General features: G+C 37.6%; 12 protein-coding genes. All 12 read right to left on the reverse strand.

What is annotated here, in order from left to right:
* Positions 1-3: 3 nt before the first annotated feature.
* Positions 4-921, reverse strand: a complete 918-nt coding sequence (locus LOK78_RS08465; RefSeq protein WP_232634581.1) for a T9SS type A sorting domain-containing protein — start codon at positions 919-921, stop codon at positions 4-6.
* Between the two features lie 6 nt (positions 922-927).
* On the reverse strand, positions 928-2,757 hold the full coding sequence (locus tag LOK78_RS08470; protein WP_232634582.1) for an SGNH/GDSL hydrolase family protein: 1,830 nt from the start codon (positions 2,755-2,757) through the stop codon (positions 928-930).
* A 25-nt stretch (positions 2,758-2,782) separates the two neighbouring features.
* Positions 2,783-5,005 carry a glycoside hydrolase family 3 N-terminal domain-containing protein gene (locus tag LOK78_RS08475; protein ID WP_232634583.1) on the reverse strand — a complete coding sequence of 741 codons (2,223 nt, stop codon included), beginning with the start codon at positions 5,003-5,005 and terminating at the stop codon, positions 2,783-2,785.
* A gap of 6 nt (positions 5,006-5,011) precedes the next feature.
* The gene (locus LOK78_RS08480) at positions 5,012-6,928 is read right to left on the reverse strand and encodes a family 43 glycosylhydrolase (protein WP_232634584.1); all 1,917 of its coding nucleotides are present in this window, start codon (positions 6,926-6,928) and stop codon (positions 5,012-5,014) included.
* An 81-nt stretch (positions 6,929-7,009) separates the two neighbouring features.
* Positions 7,010-9,283 (reverse strand): beta-glucosidase BglX, encoded by a 2,274-nt coding sequence (gene bglX / locus LOK78_RS08485; protein ID WP_370465564.1) that lies wholly within the window; start codon positions 9,281-9,283, stop codon positions 7,010-7,012.
* Between the two features lie 50 nt (positions 9,284-9,333).
* Entirely contained in the window at positions 9,334-10,104 is a 771-nt protein-coding gene (locus LOK78_RS08490; protein WP_336246331.1) for a carboxylesterase family protein, read from the reverse strand.
* A 27-nt stretch (positions 10,105-10,131) separates the two neighbouring features.
* A complete protein-coding gene (locus LOK78_RS08495; RefSeq protein ID WP_232634656.1) occupies positions 10,132-11,487 on the reverse strand; it encodes a glucoamylase family protein in 1,356 nt (451 codons plus the stop codon).
* Positions 11,487-13,658: a glucoamylase family protein gene (locus LOK78_RS08500; RefSeq protein ID WP_232634586.1), complete on the reverse strand. Its 2,172-nt coding sequence runs from the start codon at positions 13,656-13,658 to the stop codon at positions 11,487-11,489. The genes LOK78_RS08495 and LOK78_RS08500 overlap by 1 nt, the downstream gene beginning before the upstream one ends.
* A complete protein-coding gene (locus tag LOK78_RS08505; protein ID WP_232634587.1) occupies positions 13,651-15,018 on the reverse strand; it encodes a glucoamylase family protein in 1,368 nt (455 codons plus the stop codon). The genes LOK78_RS08500 and LOK78_RS08505 overlap by 8 nt, the downstream gene beginning before the upstream one ends.
* Positions 15,019-15,140: 122 nt before the next feature.
* Positions 15,141-16,886, reverse strand: a complete 1,746-nt coding sequence (locus LOK78_RS08510) for a LamG domain-containing protein (RefSeq protein ID WP_232634588.1) — start codon at positions 16,884-16,886, stop codon at positions 15,141-15,143.
* Positions 16,887-16,907: 21 nt separating this feature from the next.
* Positions 16,908-18,440 (reverse strand): RagB/SusD family nutrient uptake outer membrane protein, encoded by a 1,533-nt coding sequence (locus LOK78_RS08515; protein WP_232634589.1) that lies wholly within the window; start codon positions 18,438-18,440, stop codon positions 16,908-16,910.
* Between the two features lie 10 nt (positions 18,441-18,450).
* Positions 18,451-21,447, reverse strand: a complete 2,997-nt coding sequence (locus LOK78_RS08520; RefSeq protein ID WP_232634590.1) for a SusC/RagA family TonB-linked outer membrane protein — start codon at positions 21,445-21,447, stop codon at positions 18,451-18,453.
* Between the last annotated feature and the right edge of the window lie 246 nt (positions 21,448-21,693).

Here is a 21,693-nt window from a genome sequence, read left to right on the forward strand (position 1 = left end):
AAGTTATTTCAATATCAATTTAGTGGTTTGTTCGCTATCGTTTACTTGCATTCTAAGGAAATAAACTCCTGAACTGATTTGCTGATTATCATATCTATCCCAGGTAAATTGGAAATTCCCTGCAGGTTGCTGTGCATCTAGAAGTTTAGAAACCAAACTACCGTTTATATTATAAATTTCCATTTTAACTTGAGAAGATTCTTTCAAATCCATTCTTACCTCCAAAATATCAGTAACTGGATTTGGATACAAACTCAACATATTTTTTAATTTAAAATCGCTTACAGAAAGGGGCGCATCAGATTTAATAATCTCAATTGCTCCTAAGTAATAAAACCCGAAACTATTGTCATTGTTTGGTCCAGGCTCTGCTGTGAATGTTATTTCTCCACTTCCGTTTGGCTGAATGTTCATAGCATCTGCTGTATTTGCCGTATTATTGGAAGTGTTCAACGCAACTACTTCTGTTGTAGAACCTGCAACTGTATATTGAGTTTCCCTGTTATCGCTTACCCCATTTCTTGAAGCAAAAATCGAAAATGAGTAATAAAAAGAGGGGTCTAATCCAGTTAGAGTAAAACCTCCTGTAGCCTCTAAACTTCCATTAAAAGTAGACGTTTCACCAAAAAAACTATCTGCGGCTGCTGATGAAGGAAACGGCAAAGAAGCATCTGGGGTCGGATTTCCTGCTGTATTAACCGTATCAAAAGCATCATCAATGGTTAAAGTAACTCCAGTACTAGCCCCATTCGAGTCTATTAAAACACCTGAAAGCCCATCAGCATCTACTGCATTTGCTACTGAAAAGTTGTTCCAATTACCCTCAGTTTCATTCGTTGTAATACCAAAATCAATGTATGTATATTCCTGAGCGAAGGAAATACAAGAAAATAAAGCGAAAATAAATGTAATTTTTTTCATAATTCATTAATTTAAAATTAGACGTTTGGTTAAAGACTTATCATTATTGGTTATAGTCATGAGATACACCCCATTTTCAAGATTCCCTCTAGACCAAGAAATTTTATGATTTGAAATTTGATGGTTACCGTCATAAACTCTTGAGCCTAGAAGGTCATAAACTTGAATATTGGCTTGATTTCCCACAAATTCGCTGTTGCTTATAGTACAGGTTTCACTCACCGGATTAGGGAATAATTTAAATTCTGTGCTAAATAAAAATTCTTCAACACTCAAAGCATTTTGTACTGCAGTATGCACTCCTTTACCTAGTACTCTTTCAAAAAGAATAAAATGGGCATCATCATTCATATGAATTCCATCCCCAGAATCGTATTCAGATAAAATACCATTGCCATCGGCTTCTCCTAAATCAGTCCAAAAGTCAATCGTATTTTCCCCATACATGGTATATGTCTCATCTATCATATCCAATTGAATATTTAAGTTGGTGGTATTTGATCCAAAATCTCTTGGTTGTGGTGTCGTTACCCAAAGTGGAATATTAGCATTTGCTGCCACGTCACTTATCAGACCATAGTTATACAATTGGTCAGCTACCGGGTAGCCACTAGCGGCGTCATTTGATGGAAGGTTGATAATAATTCCACCTGCTTCCAGTTCGACAGCCTTTGATATGTTTCGTTCCACATCGATGGTTCTATTAACTCCCGCAGGAATTGGTGTCCCAGTTGGCAAAATATTGTATGTAGCAAATCCACCTAATGCCAAATTAACCACCTCAAATCTGGTATCCATTTCCGTGAGATAGGTGTTATATCTCCACACCCATGCATTATTAAGATCGGAAGGACCTGTTCCGGCCGCTGTTGAGGAACCAAGCACTATAATTCTATAAACTTCTCCCTCATTAGGGATTACCTCAAAAACATTTTCACTTGTATCAGTTAAACCTTCTCCCGAAATTCGAACCAAACATTCAGTTGAAATTTCATCAGGAACTACCATATCATAATGTTGCGCTGAACCTACTGCCGTTGCTATAGTAGACCATGTGGCACCATTATCTGAAGAAAATTCTATCAGCATATCAGGAACTGATATACTAGTCCATTTAACTCTCACAGTCTTTCCAACTTCCCATAGATGACCTCCATTAGGATAATTAAGAGCCAGTTCAGGGTCAGGAGTGGTATCTGAAATTGGTGTTTCACTAACAATCAACTGTACTGCCCCTAAATAATAAAACCCGAAACTATTATTGTTATTTGGGCCCGGCTCTGCGGTCAATACAATCTCCCCACTTCCGTTAGGTTGAATATTCAAAATATTGGCCGTATTCGTCGTGTTATTGGCTGGGTTTAATGCTTGAGAATCTGTAGTTACACCTTCCACAGTATACAACGTTTCACGATTATCACTCACTCCAGATCTTGAGCTAAAAACGGAAAAAGAATAATATAGGGCAGGATCCAAATTAGACAATGTAAAACCGCCTGACGGATTCACATTACCATTAAATCCCGATTCTGTTTCCCCAAAGAAACTATCCATTGATGCCGAAGAAGGAAAAGGCAAAGCCCCATTAGGACTTGATGTCCCGTTGGAATTAATATGGTCAAAAGAATCGGTGAGCGTAAACAGGACTCCCATATCAGCACCTGAGTCATCTATCAAGTTTGCTGTAAGGCCTTCTTCGTTCTGTGAAGAAACCACTATGTTATTCCAATTGCCAGAAGTTGTGTTGGATGAACCTCCAAAATCTATGTAGGCATATTGTTGAGCAAAACCAACATAGCCTATCATAATTAATAAAAAAAGTAATAGTCTCTTCATAATTATAAAATTTAATTTGTGTGTATTATTCTAAATAAAAACTCGTATTAAACTTAAATTCTGAGTTTGGGGCAATAGCAATTTCAAATTCTCCCGGTTCCACCCCAAAAATCATGTCGCTGTTATAAAATTTCAAATCCTCAATAGAAATTGAAAAAGACACTTTTTTACTTTCACCCTTTTTCAAGAATATTTTTTCAAAACCTTTTAATTCTTTCACAGGTCGGGTGACACTTCCTACTTTGTCATGAATATATAACTGCACAATTTCATGCCCATCCATATTTCCTGAATTAGTAATGGTTACTGAAGCCTCCAAAGTGCCATTAGCATCTAAGGTCTTGGAAGACAATGTGAGATTCGAATATGTAAATTGAGTGTAACTCAACCCATATCCAAATGAGAATAAAGGTGAATTTGGCACATCGATATAATTACTTTTATAATCTTCCTTAGGATTAGTCTCAGGAATTGGCCTTCCCGTATTTTTCATGTTGTAATAAATAGGCACTTGACCCACATTTCTGGGAAACGTCACCGTTAGTTTTCCTGATGGGTTCACTTCACCAAATAATAAATCTGCAGTTGCTGCACCACCCATGGTACCTGGAAACCAAACTTCTAATATGGCATCAACCAATCCTACTTCTTCAGAAAGATTTAATGGACGTCCATTCATGATCACCAAGGTGATTTTTTTATTAGGATTGGCTTCTCTAATTTTCTTAATAAGCTTAGGTTGTAATCCAGGAATTTTCAAGTTGGTTCTTGAAGCCGCTTCCCCACTCATATGATGCCCTTCACCCATTACCAGAACAATTTCTTCTGCTTGTTTTGAAACTGAAATAGCTTCAGCAAAACCTGATTCATCATCCTTTAAAATATCGCAACCTTTGGCATACAAAATTTGATTGGACTTGAGGTATTCTGAAATGCCCTCAAAGACGCTGACTGCCTTCCCCTGCCTATCACCTTTGGCTGCCCAATTTCCTAGAATATCATATTCATCTTTGACTAAGGGTCCTATAAAAGCTATTTTATTTGTGCTTTTTGAAAGCGGTAAGGCTTCCCTATTGTTTTGTAGTAATACCGAAGATGCCGCTGCGATCTCTCTGGCTTTAGCTAAAAACTCCGGTTTATATTTAGTAGTGTTTTCTCGTTCTTCATTAATGTATCTGTAGGGATCTTCAAATAATCCCAATTTGTATTTAGCTAATAGAATTCTTCTACAAGCATCATCGACATAACGCTCAGGAACTTGGCCTTCCTCGACAAGATCTTTTAAAAAATGATGGTACAATTTACCCACCATATCCATATCTACTCCTGCATTCATACCAATTCTAGCGGCGTCAATACTATCCTTGGCAAACCCGTGAGGAACTAGCTCATTAATAGATGTATAATCTGAAACTACGAATCCTTTAAAATTCCATTCATCACGCAGGATATCTCGTAAGGTGAATTTATTCCCAGAAGTCGGCACCCCATTTAACTCATTAAATGCAGACATGAACGTTTCCACTCCAGCATCTACTGTAGCCTTGAAAGGGGGCAAATACACATTTCGTAATTCCCCTTCACCCATATTGACTGTGTGATAATCGCGGCCTGCTTGAGCTGCCCCGTACGCTACATAATGTTTAGCACAAGCCAAAATCGTATTAGGCTGCGATAAGTCGTCACCCTGGAATCCTTTAACATAGGCTTTTGCTATTTGACTACCTAGGTACACATCTTCACCTGCACCTTCTGAAATGCGCCCCCAGCGCGGTTCTCTAGAAATATCCACCATGGGCGCAAAGGTCCAATGCAAACCCTCCGCCGAGGCTTCTTCGGCAGCAATACGCGAACTTTCTTCAACCATATTCAAATCCCAACTACATGACATTCCTAAATTGATTGGAAAAATGGTTCGGTGACCATGAATCACATCATAACCAAACAACAACGGGATACCAAGTCTGGATTCTTCAATAGCAATTTTCTGTAAGTCTCTTGTGCCTTTGACCGTAAATGCATTCAGCATAGCACCCAAATTGCCTTCACGGATGTATCTACCATTGTCTGTTCCTACGATAGGCCCCGTTTGATCCCAACTTCCACTATACATTACCGTCTGACCAATCTTTTCCTGAAGGGTCATAAGCTTCATTAAGGAATCGACTTTTGCTTCATAGTTTTGGGACCAAGAGATAATTCCCGTCAGAAAACAAATTAAAAAGGTCGTATGCTTAAGCTGATTCATATCAATCTATTTTGCTTTAATTATTTTGGTTCGTTCTGAAATGCCGCTTTCATTAAAAGCTTCGATAGTGAAAAAATACTCGGTATCTTTATCCATACCTCGGAAATCGTAAAAATCCTCTTCATAAACCATGATGCTGTTATATAACTTATCGGGAGCAATTCCATAATAGATGTTATACCCTATTGCTTGTCCTTGCTTTTTCCAAGTAATCATAGCATTTCGCGAATCTTGCTGGCTTCTATCAACCTTAAAACCAGAAACTGATTTTGGCTTTTCTGATAACCCTTTTCCAAAAACTCTGAAATCAGACACTGCAAATAATCCAGAAGCATTATGAATATTTACCATCTTGATATAACGTGCTTGTTTAGATTTTGTTAGCTGCACATAATCATGTGGCACATCTTTATCATTCCTAGATTTATCAACTACCAAAGTCCAATTTTCAGCATCATTTGACATGAATATTTGATATTGGTAATAGATATCCATCGCTTTATTGAATTGCGTTGCCTTATGGTCTGCGTAGTTAATTTGAAGCGCCTTTATTTCCATGATTTTGCCCAAATCAACCTGAAGCCACTCACCTTTATCTCCTGTTTTTGCTGACCAGTAGGTTTGAATGTTTTCATCTGTTAGATTTGAAGCTCCATAACAGATTCTTTCATAAACCTTTTCTCCTCCATGATCCATTCTGTTTGTCTCCACATCCTGACATGCTTCAAATGAAGAAACAGTCACAGGTTTTTTATAGGATAGTAACATCCAGCCTGAGGAAGCTCCCTTTGAATGATCTCTGCTTTCAGTTGGAAGCAGAATTGGAAAATCACCATAAGACGTAATAGAATACATCACATCATCTTTATCAAAACCAGCAGGAAACATATCAATTCTTCTTTCAAAACGATCTTTAACTGATATTTTACATGTTCCTGTATTCCAATAGTTACCGTAGTTATCAGCAAAAGTATTTCCGTGACCTGCTCCAACTACAAAGCCCCCTGGCTTATAGGACATGGGATTGTGTTTTTGATACTCAAACGGTCCTAATGGATGATCTCCAACATGAACACCGTTGGCATACCCCTTAAATTCAGTTCCTGGAGCACCATATTGCATATAATATTTACCGTTGTGCTTAGTCATCCAAGCACCTTCAATAAAATTACCCCAAGGTGCAGGCTCCATATCATTATTGGGGCCAAAACGTTCCCAGCCATGTTCTGAAGGCTCTAGACCGACAACTTCCCTTATTTCCCCGTATGCTTTCTGAATATCATCAACTTCGGTCGCTTGATATAAGGTTTCATAATCTGCTTGATCTCCTTTAGGCAACCACGTATTATAATCTACTTCAACACCCACAAGTGGCAATTTTCCACTTGAACCATAATACATATAAACTTTACCATCATCATCCTGAAAAATAGCCGGGTCCCAAGTGGGAAGCATTGCTGTATTAACATGTCTTGTCCATCGTCCAGATTTTGGATCGGCCGTTTTCCAGACTGGGTGATCTCTTTTCCAAGTAGAACCTACGTAAAACAACGTATCATTCACCACCCAAGCCGCAGGAGCACATTGGTCATCTTCTCTAGGATTTCTTTGAAAACTGTCATAAACGAAATTCCAATCAGACATATCTTTACTCCAAAAAAATCCCGCTTGATTGGTAGCAAATAAATAATAATCACCTTTATAGGTAATAATGACAGGGTCTGCGCTTGATCTGCGAGACACAGGAATATTATTATGATTTTCAGTCACATAATTGTAGCCAATATTTATTGGGTTACAATAAGTTGTTGCAGGAATATTAGGATCAAACCACTCCGTTTTCCCGTTGGTCTGAGAGACCAACTTAATTGGAATGGATACCATTACTATTAGAATAAACAATAAAAACTTGATCCTATTCATGCTTATACATTTTCTTTAAACACCAATGACAAAATCTTCATGCAGCCATGAATTTATTAAGTCATTATTTGTCTTAAGTTTTTAGTTTTTTAATTCAAATTCTCTCATCATTTCAGTCGCTGAATCGGTGCCAACAAAAACTTGGAAAGCACCTGGTTCTGCAACAAAATTCAAATCGTAATTATAGAATTTTAGATCCTCTTCTGTTATATCAAAGGTCACCCTTTTAGTTTCTCCTTTTTTAAGGTCTATTTTCTTGAATCCCTTCAACTCTTTAACTGGTCTGGTAACAGAACCTACAACATCCCTGATGTAGAGTTGAACCACTTCCTTACCGTCATAATTTCCCACATTGGTTACATCAACTGCAACTTCAATACTTCCATCGGCATTCATGGTATTTGCACTCAGACTGTAATTGGAATAATCAAACTTGGTGTAGCTTAAACCATATCCAAATGGATATAGAGGTTCATTTCTAACATCTAAATAATTACTTCTGAATTTTTCAAACCTTCCTTCCTTATTCGAAAGAGGTCGACCTGTATTCTTATGATTATAAAAAATAGGAACTTGTCCCACATTCATAGGGAAAGTGGATGTCAATTTTCCGGATGGATTCACATCTCCAAATAAGACGTCGGCTATGGACAAACCGGCTTCGCTACCCGGGAACCAAACATTTAAAATAGCTGGTACCGTTTTATTTTCTTCTACAATAGCCAAAGGTCTTCCTGTAAATAAAACCACCACCACTGGTTTCCCAGTCTCCAACAAGGCGCTTAATAAATCCTTTTGGGCTTGCGGAATTTGAAGTTTGGAAACGCTGCTACTTTCTCCACTTAACTCGGCTGTTTCTCCTATCGCAGCTACAATAACATCAGATTTAGAAGCAACCATCAGGGCCTCATCTATTAATTGTTTATCACTTTTATCATCCCTTGGTATTTCCTTACCAAACATGGTGATACGTTTCTCAAAATCTAAATCAAAATCTACATTACTTCCCTTGGCATAAAGAATATTTACTTGGTCTCCTACTGCTTGTTTTAAACCATCCAATACAGTAATAGACTTTTCTTGTTTAGTAGCCACACTCCAGGTTCCTGCCATATTAACAGCTGTATTTGCTAAAGGACCAACCAAAGCAATAGTTCCTGACTTTTTAAGAGGCAACAGTTGATTTTCATTTTTCAGCAACACCATAGATTCAGCTCCAACTTTTCTAGCAAAAGCCCTATGTTCTTCAGAGAAAACCTCGGTCTTGGCACGCTCTACATCACAATATTTATAAGGGTCATCAAAAAGGCCTAGTTTGTATTTGGCGGTTAAAATTCTTTTAACAGCTGTATCAATATCATTCATTGTCACCTTCTCTTCGTCCAATGACTTTTTTAAAGTGCCTGATAAACCCTCACCAACCATATCCATATCAATCCCAGCCTTTAGTGCTAAGGCAGAAACGTCTTGAAGATCACCCATTCCATGAGCAATCATTTCAGGAATCCCGGTGTAATCTGTAACTACAAAGCCATCAAATCCCCATTGATCTCTCAATAAGTCAGTCATCAGCCACTTGTTACCAGTTGCTGGTATCCCATCTACTTCATTAAAGGATGCCATTACCGATCCTACTCCAGCTTCAACTGCAGCTTGATAAGGATATAAGTATTCGTTAAACATTCGGTATTTACTCATATCTACCGTGTTATAGTCCCTACCAGCCTCTGGCGCTCCATATAATGCAAAATGCTTCACACAGGCCATCATAGTATTGTTTTGGGTTAGGTCATCACCTTGATAACCTTCTACCATAGCTTTTGCTATTTCTCCACCTAAAAAGGGATCTTCTCCATTTCCTTCTGAAATTCTACCCCAGCGTGGATCTCTTGAAATATCCACCATAGGCGAAAACGTCCAGTTGATACCATCGGCAGTAGCTTCCTGAGCTGCAATTTGTGCTGTTCTCTTTATCATTTCCATGTCCCAAGTACAAGACAAACCAAGGGGAATTGGAAAGGTAGATTCATAGCCATGAATAACATCCATACCAAAAAGTAAAGGGATTTTAAGACGGCTTTTCTCAACTGCTATTCGCTGTACTTCCTTAATTTTTTCTACGGTTTTTATATTGAATAACCCCCCTACTTTTCCTTCTTCTATCTTTTGGGCTATGTTAGAGCTTTGCGCTTGTCCCGTAGTTATATCTCCAGAAGATGGTAAGTTTAATTGGCCTAATTTCTCATCCAAAGTCATCAACCCCAAAATGGAATCCACTTGAGCCTCAAATGGGTTTTCGGTATTGGAATTAGACAACTTTGTTTTGTTGGAAGCTTCTTGATTACAGGACATCATTGAAAAAATAAGTAATCCTGCAGTAAGGGTTTTTAGTTTCGTCATTGTACTCATTGTTCTAATATTTTCGATTTTGAAAAAAGCCAGGGCAATAAATTGGGTTCAGCAAATGTTGAATCCCAACTGTTATGATTTGCGTCTCCATATAAATTAAAATTTGGCTTTCCTCCATAACTTAATAGGGCTTGTACCATTTGGATGGAATGTTCAGGGGTAACCACATCATCTTTGGCTCCATGAAAAATCCACATCGGTAATTTGGTCGCATAATTTTCTGCCAATTCTGGATTTCCGCCTCCGCAGATAGCAAAAGCAGCAGCAAAGACATTAGGCTTTCTTGATAAAAGCTCAAAGGTCCCCATCCCTCCCATGGAGAGACCTCCAAGGTATATTTGATCTTTCTTAATGTAAGGTTTGGCTATGGTTTCTTCAAGTAATTTCATTACCAAATCCATGGCCTTGGTAGGTGCAGCATCCTTCGGAAATGTCAATGTTAAAGGGTATGAACTCCTATCTACATTGGCATTGGCCCAATAGTCATCTTTAGGACATTGTGGAAAAATCACAATTGCCGGAAAGGAGTCTCTATTCTTTTCAGAAGCAAATAAACTACTGCCATGTACTAATTGTGATTGATTGTCATTACCTCGCTCTCCAGCGCCATGTAAAAACAACACTAACGGGTATTGCCTACTCTCCTTAAAATCCTTGGGAAACATTATGCGATACATTAACGTATCATTTCCATTAATGAAATTTTCCTTTTGATATAATTCCTTTTGTGCGTGTCCCATTCCGTAAATCAATAGGATTGTCAGCACTAAATATTTCTTTATACTCACCATCTTTTAATATGTAAAACCTAAAATGTTTAATCCGTTTTGAACATCTTCATTTGCCATAAACAAGTCCCATAAAAGTCCTGTTCTGTAATTTTCAATCATCACAATTTGAGGGCCTTGATCAATAGCTAAATAGGCATTAGCGACCCAGTAGTTGTAAGCAGGACTAAAGGCATCGTAAAAACCTGCAGGCCCCAAGAGTACATTTTCTTTACTGTAGAAGAAGTGCATCGCATTTAAGGACTCCTCTGGTGTGTAGGGAATGGAGCTTATCGCTGCTGTCGGGGAAATGACTCCCGTATCATTCTCTGGTTCATGGGCACTATATCCTATAGATCCATCACCATTTCTACTGTAACTAGCTGTCAGGCCCCAACAATTAGGACCATAATCCGTGTAATTATTAGGATTATCCACACAATAAGAATAATTGATTAGTGTATGATTTCTATTTAAATCCCAATAATTGGCATATTGATCTGATAAATTTCTAGGGTCTAAGCCTAAATATGAGTAGTGTGCCCAAAATAAAGGTCCTGTTCCTGATCCGACATGATCTAAAACTAGAGGATACCCATATTGATTGGCAGAAGACACGATACCACCGTTACTAGCCCATCCTTCATGATAAACTTCGGGAGCAATAGGATGATCGGGAGAAGCAGCACCAAGAATAAAGGCAATCAAGGTTTCATTATAACCCTTTAATTCCAAATTAATGGCGAACTCATGATTTGGGCTCCAGTGCCAGAATAATTTATTTTGACCTTGGGTATACCAATCCCATTCCACGCCTTTCCAAAGCATATCTGCTTGATCGGAAAGTGCGATTTCATCTGTAGAGCCTTCTTTAAAATACTCTTTGACACAAATCAAGCCTTGAACAAAGAATGCTGTTTCAACGATATCCCCTCCATCATCCAGATTACTGAAAGGTAAAGCAAATCCTGTTGGTCCATCAATCCAATGAGACCAAGCTCCATGAAATCTATCGGCACCTTCATAAAAGTTTAAAATTTGCTGAAGTCTAGCTACGCCTTCTGATCGTGTGATAAAACCACGCTCAATCCCCACTAATATGGCCATTAATCCAAATCCTGATCCTCCTGAAGTCACAACATTTTGATTTAGGGTAGGATTACTGGGGTGATATCTTTCTTTAGCCGCACCAGAATTAGATTCGGCATAATCCCAAAAGTATTTAAAGGTTTCCTCTTGAACCAAGTCCATGATTTCATCATTGGTCAAAGGATTTTCTTCAGGGTCTGGGTTTGGGTTAAAAGGGGGTTGATAACCTGGTCCATCATCATTATTACAACTGGTAATTAGAAGCAACAAACACCCAAAAATTAATCTCTTCATCATTTATTTATTTTTTCAGTTTCTATATTTAGATTTTTCAACCCTTCTTTTATGTCTTTATTTTTCATAAATAGCTCCCAAATCAAACCTGATCTATGATTTTCAATCATGATAACAATAGGAGCTTGATTTAAGCCCATAAATAATGGAGATCTCCAATGATCCTTCAACGACATAGCGTCATAGAACCCATAATAGCCATACCATCTTTCTCCATAGTTTCGATAAAAATTCTTTAGAGCTTTCATAGAAGCCTCTGGTGTATATGGAAAACTGGATAAGGCTCCAGTAGGGGTAATTTTACCATGATCATTGATAGGATTAGGCTCATCAGCTGAATATTTATAAGGGCCGTCACTAGCTGTCAAACCCCAATAATCAGAACCATATCCGGGATGATTTTTCGGATTGGTTATACAGTAATTTTGATTGATTTTTGCAATTCTCTTATTATTCTCGAAATAGTTAACATAGGCATCCGTCAACTGATGAGGATCTAATCCGAAATAGGAATAATGGATGAAAAATAATGGCCCTCCATTTGATACGCCAACAGGCAATTCTATTCCATCATAGGCATGACCATTTTTATACATAGAGCCATCCTTAGTCTTTCCCCAATTAGTCCTATATTCTTGAGCTTTTTTTGATGGACTTGCCCAACCAGTGTAATACATCGAAGCCGGAATATAATGGGTTGGTGATGCAATTGCTAAAAAATAGGTAATCATTGTTTCATTCCAACCGATCAATTGATGATCGATGGTCCATGATTGATCTGGTGACCAATGCCAAGTTAAAAAGTCTTTACTCGATTCTTGACGAAACCAATCCCATTCAACTTCTTCCCAAAGTTTTGTTATATTATTTCTTATTTCAATTTCTTTAGGATCGTTCTTATCAAAAAAGGATTTTGCTGTTAATAGTCCTTGCATTAAAAAGGATGTTTCTACTAAATCTGCTCCATTATCACGTTTTCCGAAGAAAGGAACTACTTTTCCTGTTTCCCCATTCAAAAAATGTGGAAAAGCCCCATGAAAACGATCAGCTTTCATTAAATATCTGGTCATTTTTAAGAATCGTTCTACCGCTTCCTCCCTAGAAATAAACTTTCTATGGATGCCAGCAATTATAGCCATCATTCCAAACCCAGAAGCACCTGTGGCAATCATAGTTGTTCTTCCCGGAATATTTTCCAAGGCAAGTCCAGAATTAGATTCTGCACCATCCCAGTAATATCTTAGGTGGGACTCTTGAACCATATCCAAAAGTTCGTTATCAGTCATTTCCCTTGTTTGAGTACTCAACACATTGGAAGGCGTGGTATTTAAATAATCTTTATTTAAATAGGAAATTTGGTAAGTGTAAGTCTCCTTGGAGTCTCCAACAAAATCTGTATATCCAGATATCCAAGGATGTTGGATTCCTATATATTTAAAATCGGAATCCTTGCCAGATTTTCTATAAATTTGAATGTATTTCACATTCATGTCTGTTGGTTTTTCCCAGGTTAAATCAATGTGTTTTTCAAATCCCTTCACAGAAATTAAGTTGGGTTTCTGTGTTATAAAGGGTGCCGGTTCCTCTGAAATAAACTCAATCTGATCGATTAAAAAACTATGGTTGGAAATACTTGTAGCAGCTTGAGATAACTTCAAACCCGAAATCCCATTGATTACTATATTCTCGCCAAATTGATCTAATGGGATCTTAATTTGCACCCATTGTTTAATTGGACGATTTTGAAATACGTCTTTCAAAGACACCGATTTGCTTTGGCCATTATAGCCCAAGCTTAAATTGGGTAGCGATGCCATAGCATCCTTATTGGGAAGAAACATCCAAAAGGACAAAACATCTGCTGGTACAAAATAATCTATTCCACGAATTTTATCATACAATATTTCGGCAGTCCAATTTCCAGATACCGCAGAATGATATTGGACAAACAAAGCATTTTTTGGTGTAAAGGAAATATGATTGTTGACTAGAAGTTTTCCATCTATATTTTTCACCCAGCTCTCTCCCGTAAATTCCACATTCGAAAAGAAATAGGCATCAGGCATCGGGCTATCTTCAAACAAAACCTTTAAATATGGACTCTCTTGAGAATATGAGGTGCTAACAAACAAGAAGCAAATTAGTAGTATGTAACTCTTAATCTTACTCATTTGTAAAACCTAACTTATCCAGTCCTTCTTTTACATCCTTATTTTTCATGAATAAATCCCACAACAATCCCGTTCTATAATTCTCAATCATTACAGGTATGGGTCCTTGATCAATAGCTAGATAGCGAGGTAAATACCATTTATATTCTAAACTAAATGCATCATAGGGACCGTATTTTCCTATCAAGGAATCTTCATTTTTATACATATACCTCAGCATTTTCATACTAGCCTCTGGAGTATAGGGGAATGAAGACAAAGCAGCTGTTGGAGAAATAACCCCTAAATCATTACCTGGTCTATGTCCTGCATATCCTTTCATGGAATAACTGGAAGTCAAGCCCCATAGGCTATCACCATAACCTTTAAAATGTTTAGGATTTTCTTGTGCATATTCATGATGGATAATGGCATGGTTTTGTACCAATTTCCAATAGTCTGCATACTGATCTTTTAAACCTTTAGGGTTCAACCCTAAATAAGAGTAGTGTGCCCAAAATAATGGACCTACGGCAGCATCATTATGCTCGTAATAATCAAGTACTAAAGCTTTTCCATAAAGTGAATCATTGGACATAATTTTTCCGTTCCTAGCCCATCCCTTTTCATAAACACTTTTGGAAATAGAATGTGTTGGTGAGGCTGCCGCTAGAACATACATGATCAAGCATTCATTATACCCCCCAACTGGAAAGTTCATTTCCCAACCATAATTAGGAGACCAATGCCAGTAGAGTACATCTTTACCTCCCTGAGTATACCAATCCCACTCAACATCTCTCCACAATTCATCTATCCTGGTAACCAAAGCTTCTTCTCTTTCATCACCTCCCTTAAAGTACTCTGAAACTGTTAGTAGTCCTTGAACTAAAAAAGCCGTTTCAACCAAATCTCCTCCATTGTCCTTTTTACCAAATGGGACAACCTTTCCTGTCTCTCCATTTAGCCAGTGTGGCCAGGCTCCATGAAATCGATCTGCTTTCTCAAGAAAATCAACAATTTGCTCATATCTTTCTAGTGCTTGCTGTCTCGTTACAAAGCCACGTTCTACCCCAACTAAAATGGCCATAAGGCCAAAACCACTTCCTCCAGTCGTTACTGTATTCTTTGGAGAAGTTGGATATTCATCATCCATATGTAATCTTTCCCTAGCCAAACCAGAATTGGGTTCTGCACCATCCCAGAAATAATCAAAGGTTTGTTTTTGAACGGTGTCTAATAATTGGTCATCAGATAATTCAACCTGGTCGGTCTTTGATTCTGAAATTTTGTGGTCTGCTTTCTTACCTTCTGATTTACATCCCAACAGAAATAAAACCAAGAAAAAGGAAAAGAAAAATTTAGGATTTAAGCGTCTCATTTTTAATTCGATTCGATTTTAAGAAATTTAGCTGCATTTCGGTTTAAAGGAAATACAGCTAAAAATCAAATAAGGCTAATTCAAATAATTACAATCACTTATGTGAAGGTAAATTGTGCATATTAAAGCATACTTTGTACCTCTTCTTGAGATAATGCTTTATTATAAAGTCTTAACTCATCCATATAGCTCAGGTCAGACCAGTGATTCCATCCTGTAAATCTAGGAGCACCAGACATGATGGATAAAATATCACAACCTGTCCAATCAACACCTCCAGAAACAGAACCTTGACTTACTATGTTTCCATTGATATAAACAACAACTGCTGAATCTGAAATTGTAAAGGCAAAATGCACCCAATCTGTTGTGCTAGGATCTACATCAGCTGCTGTACCTCCATCAAACCAAGAATCTGCAGTTCCATTACCGACATTCAATTTAAATCTTTGCATACCTCCAGCATTTTCACGGAAGAATCTAAAACCGCTTGTTCTGTTATTTTGAGCATCTGGATTATCTTCATCAGGCGGACCAATAACTAGTATTCCAGCACGATCTGGATCTGCATTGATATTCATCCAAAATGTTGCACTCAAGTCGCTTCCTAAGTTTAGCATATCTGTTGGAACAGTCAAATAAGAATCTGTTGCACCTGCATAAGCGTTATTACCCATATAGGCATCTGCTGAACCAGTAAATCCAGGAGTTCCTTCTTCAGTTGCATCCACATCATTTACAATATCAGTGTAGCTCCCATTGAAAGGCATATATAGAATTTGGCTGCTGTATGCCATTTGCTCCACAATTTCAGATTGACTTAAAGCCACATTGAAAATTCTTAATTCATCCATATAACTTAGGTCAGATAAATGATTCCAACCTGTAAATCTTGGAGCTCCTGACATGATTGATAAAATATCACATCCAGTCCAGTCAACTCCAGAAAAGGAGTTTTGGCTTACTACATTACCGTTGATGTAAACAACAGCTTCTGATTCAGAAATGGTAAAAGCTAAATGAATCCATTCATTTGTGGTTGGATCCACATCAGCGGCTGAACCACCATCAAACCAAGATTCACCATCACCAGTACCCACATTCAATTTGAAACGTTGCATACCTCCTGCATCTTCTCTGAAGAATCTGAATCCGCTTGTTCTGTTATTTTGGGCATCTGGATTATCCTCATCTGGAGGTCCAACTGTAAGTATACCAGCTCTGTTTGGATTTGCATCTACTTTATACCAAAAAGAAGCCGTAAACTGGCTACTTAATAAGCCTTCAGTAGGAACCGTCAAATAAGAATCAGTAGCTCCGGCATAGGCATTATTCCCTGCATAAGATTCACCTGCAAAACCTGGAGATCCCACTGTTGTGGCAGGCATAGAATTCACTAGGTTAGTATAGTCCCCATCAAAAGGCATGTATAGCATTTCACCTTCATATAAAGGCACATATGGTGGCTCTTTTGTGAAATTTGCCGTTACAGTTGTTGTATTTCCAACAAGGTCTGTTGCAGAAACTGAAACAACATGGTCTCCAATAGTTACATTGTCATATGTTAATTCTCTAGTTACAATACGATAATCGGTAAACTCATCATAACTAGCAATTTGATTGCCGTCAACCGAAACGGTTACTAATGCAAGTTCAATGTCATCTTCTGCCTCTAATTCAATATCAACTGAAGATGTTGGATTTGGATCTGAAATAGCCAACCCCTCTGTTGGCTTAACAATGGTAACAATTGGCGCTCCCTCATCTTGACCTGGATCTACTGCCGTAATCGGATCTATTCCATCATAACAGGAATACATGAGGATTCCAACAAAAAGAACTGTAGTATATCTTAATATTTTTTTCATATCACTGTAAGTTTTATTCTATTAATTTTCTAGAGGTAACGCATCTACCTGTCCTTGCGGATAAGGCAATAATTCCTTATCTGCAGTAAAGGTTCTACCATCATAACTCAATTCATCATACCAGTCTAACCTGATCATATCGAAATAACGCACACCCCATTCCATTGCTAACTCAGCTAGTTTTTCATCCATAACTGTCTCAGTGGTAACACCAGAAATATTTCCTAAACCGGCTCTAGATCTCACCATATTTACAGCTTGATCAGCTGACATTCCATTACCGCTAGCCCCATGAGTTAAGGCCTCAGCATACATTAAAAGAATTTCTGCATATCTAAAAACAATATAATTTTTACCAGCTCCATAATTATTTCTTCCTTGAATAATTTGATTGGATGGTAAATAATGTTTACCACTAAAGAAATCAGCACGAGGAGAATTATTAATAACATCTCCATCTGGAGTGGTATTAGTAACAAACCCTGGAAGGTCAGCATAATTTGGATCACTTTGAATTTCATTGATTCCATCAGGAGTAAACAACACGCTAGTTTCAAGTCTAACAGTTTCCCCTCTATCCAACATAAATTTTATATACTTCATACTAGGCTCAAAGAATCCCCAACCACCAGAAGCATCTGGTCTCGCTGGCACATAAGCTGTAGGTCCAAAAGGTGCATATAAATGATAGAAGGTATCTCCAGTAGCATTTCCGAAATCGGAGAACTGAATTTCCCAAAGGTTTTCATTGCTTACTTCACCATCTGTTTTAAACAAATTATAATAATCAGGATAAAGCATAAACTTGTCTGAATTGATAATCTCACCAGTGACATTGGCCACCTCTTGATAATTCTCCAATTCTTGATAGGCCATTGCCTGTAAAGCCATTGCAGCATATTTGGTAATACCTCCATAAATGTCCATTCTTTCATTAGGGCGTGCATCCAAAAGGTTTGGAATTGCTTCATTCATCTCTGAAATCACATATTCCATGACACCATCTTTACTAACGGTTCCATTGATATATTCTGTATCAGGCTCTGTGGTGTTTATAATAAATACATTTCCCCAGTTTCTGGCTAAATTAAAATGCAACCACGCTCTCATGACTTTAATTTCTGCCAAATATTGGTCAGCTTCGTCATAATAACTAGGGTCTGCATAGCTTCGGTATTGATTGATCAATTCCATTGCGGTATTTAGACCTACTATATCAGAATAGTGTAAAGCAAATAGAGAATTGTACATCCAATAATCTTTGTTGTAGATAAATTGGTCTGTATCCCAGAATGGTTGTTGGTCTCCCAACCCTCCAGAGTTTACATCATCTCCACGCACAGATAACAAGAGTGGTTCCTCCCATCCTCTGGTACCAAATATCTGATAGGCTCCCACAAGTGGATCAATCATATCTTCGGTATTTGTATAATCTAAATCGTCGGCATTTAACTGCCCCTCTTGTTCATTAATCTTATCCGAACAGGATACCATTCCAAGGGACAAAAGAATGGCCCAAATGGTTTTGTTTATTAATTTTTCTATTCTTTTCATATCTCTTTTTTTATATTTTCACATTGATACCTACCGTATATACTGCTGGAATTGGATAGGTTTGTCTATCCACACCGTTTGGAACTTCAGGATCAAATCCATTGTACTTGAAGAATGTAAATGGACGATCTGCAGTTAATGTCAAACGAGTTTCTGGAAATTTCCCATTAAGTAATTTACTTCCCTTGATAGTATAAGACAATTGAATATTTTGAATTCTGAAGAAGTCCCCATCTTCAATCCAAAAATCACTTAATCTTTGGTTCCATGATTTTCTCAACCCAGCAGATGACGGATATTCATTACTTGTACCTTCCCCGTGCCATCTATTTTTTGCTAAATCAGCATCCATATTGGTATCATTGGTAAAGATGATTTCTCCTCTTTTACGGTTTAGGATTTTGTTTCCTGATTGACCATAGAAACTAGCAGAGAATCCCCAATTTTTATAATTGACTTCAATATTTCCACCATAGGTAAACTTAGGTAAGAAAGAGCCAAGAACAACTCTATCCTCATCTGTAATTTGCCCATCACCATTCTGGTCTCTATAAATTAAATCCCCTGGTTGGATATTTTGTCCTGCATCGATAGCTGCCTGAGCCGTAGGATCGGCATCAATTTGAGCTTGATTTTGATAAACTCCAATTCTTTCATAACCGAAGAAAGCCAAGATAGGTTCTCCTTCCATCGTTCTTTGACGGAATTCAGCAGATCCAGAATCAATATATCCTCTTGAATCTTCAATGCTTATAGTTTCATTTTTCAAAGTGGTAAAATTGGCACCAATACTATAACTGAAATCCTCATTTACAGATTCATTCCAGTTAAGGACCAATTCTAAACCTGAATTTCTAATTTGACCTGAGTTTCTCTGTAAAGTCACATTAGCAATTGGAATGTAAACAGGCATAATAGCATCATGAGTGTCTCTGATGTAGTAATCTGCATCAATTGACAGCCTGTTATTTAAGGTTATCATGTTTAAACCAAAATTCTTTTCTTCAACGACTTCCCATGTATTATTGGTAAAAGTACTTGTAGCTGTAACTCCAGATAATGGATCGTTACCAGCAGCGATAATTACTTCGCTTGTGGTATTGGCACCAGAACTTGGAGCCACATTATCATTACCTAATTTACCCCAAGCAGCTCTTAATTTTAAGAAATCGAAAATGCCATTATTTTGCATAAACCCTTCTTCTGAAATCACCCAACCGGCTCCAACTGATGGGAAATATCCCCATGGATCTTGAGTAAATTTAGATGAACCATCTGCTCTAATCGTACCATATAACAAATACTTCCCTTTGTAGTTATAGGCCGCTCTAGCAAAATAGGACATCCCATAATAACGTCTTCCGTTCTCAGATACAGTACGAGTTTCTGGATCTGGATCTGAGAAATCCAAATACCACGAAGACTCTAATTGAATACCTCTAATATCACCACCAGAACCTGATAAACCATTGTATGCTTCATCTCTAAAAGAGGCTCCTCCTAACAAAGTAATGTTGTGATCCCCAAAATTATCTTCATAAGTAAGCGTGTTATCCCAAATTTGATTAAAATAGGTATTGTCAGATCTTGAAATACTAGAGATTCGTTGATCTCCATAACCTATATTGAATGGGAGGTTCACGTTTCTTTGTTCAATAGCAGCTAGATTGGCGTTATATACCGTTTTAAAGGTTAATTTTTCAGGAATAATTTCAGTTTGCACATAAAAATTAGTCTGAACTTTTCTAATTTTCTGTCTGTTATTATTATATCTCAAATCTGGAAAAGGGTTTTGAGAACTTCTATACCCAATTGCTCTTGCATTTGCAAAAGGAGTTGGAGTCGCATCTGTATTTTGAAAATCATAAACAGGCAAAATAGGCACTGCAAAATACGCCTTGAACCAAGCAGAATTCTCTGGCAGGTATTTAGTGGCATTACTAAAAACCAAGTTTGAACCAATTTTGAATCGATCTGACAAATCCACATCCACTTTAGTACGGATGTTAAATCTTTCGTACTCATTTTTCATATCCAAGATACCCTCTTGAGAAAGATAATTGGCCCCAACAGAATAAGCCACATTCTCTCCTCCACCACTAGCACTGATACTATGGTTAGATATCAATCCCTCTCTCATTATCTCATCATACCAATCGGTATTTACATTAGGAACATTTGGATTTACTCTACTACGCCCAAAACGTTGCATAGCGTTCAATACAAATTGGATATCTGCTTCAGATCCCGATTCGTAGGCCATGGTCACAAATTGCTCAGCATTGGCCATTTGAACCACATTTTGAGCAAATTGAACTCCAGAGTAACCATCATATTCAAAAACTGGTTTTGAATTTTTTCTACCCGTTTTGGTAGTAATCAACACCACCCCATTGGCTGCTCGAACTCCGTATATTGCGGAAGAAGAGGCATCCTTAAGGACATTAATTGATTCAATATCTTTTGAGTTTAAGAAATCGATGTTATCATAAAACATTCCATCTACTACATATAGTACATTAGTCCCAGACCCAAAAGTCCCAAGACCTCTAATCCTAACTGTAGGAGAATCCCCTGGAGTACCAGCGCTTACAATTTGCACCCCTGCCACTTTACCTTGCATGGACTGCATAACGTTGGCTGCAGGTGTTTTTTCAATTTCTTCAGCTTTAACAGTTGCTATTGACCCTGTTAAATCTGCTTTCTTTTGGGTTCCATACCCAACTACAACCACTTCATCTAATGCCGCTACATCCGTTTCCAAAACCACATCAATTGTAGAGCTACTCCCTACAGTGACCGATGCGCTTTTAAAACCTACAAAACTAAACTCAAGGACATCTCCCTGATTAGCTTTTAAAGTGTAGTTCCCATCAAAATCTGTACTTGTTCCTCGAGCTGTTCCGCTAATAATTACACTTACCCCTGGTAGAGGCATATTATCTTCATTGCCCGTCACGGTTCCACTCACTTGTATTTCTTGAGCAAAGCCGATTGAAGATATCATAAGCAACATTAAAATTAGCCTAAATCTTGTTTTCATACGTAGTTTGAATTTTGAAAATAATTAGTCGAATCTAAATTAAGATGTATTTGAAACTGAGTGAAATAATCAATTACATTTTAATTACGCCATTTTCCAAAAAAGTACCCAAAAGTGAAGCATGACGTACTTTAAATATACATAAAAATGCTTCTAACTCGTTACGAAAACGTTAGATGACGTATTTTTGACGTAGTAAAAACTACGATT

The sequence above is a fragment of the Mangrovimonas futianensis genome, assembly GCF_021245805.1.
GTDB classification, from domain to species: domain Bacteria; phylum Bacteroidota; class Bacteroidia; order Flavobacteriales; family Flavobacteriaceae; genus Mangrovimonas; species Mangrovimonas futianensis.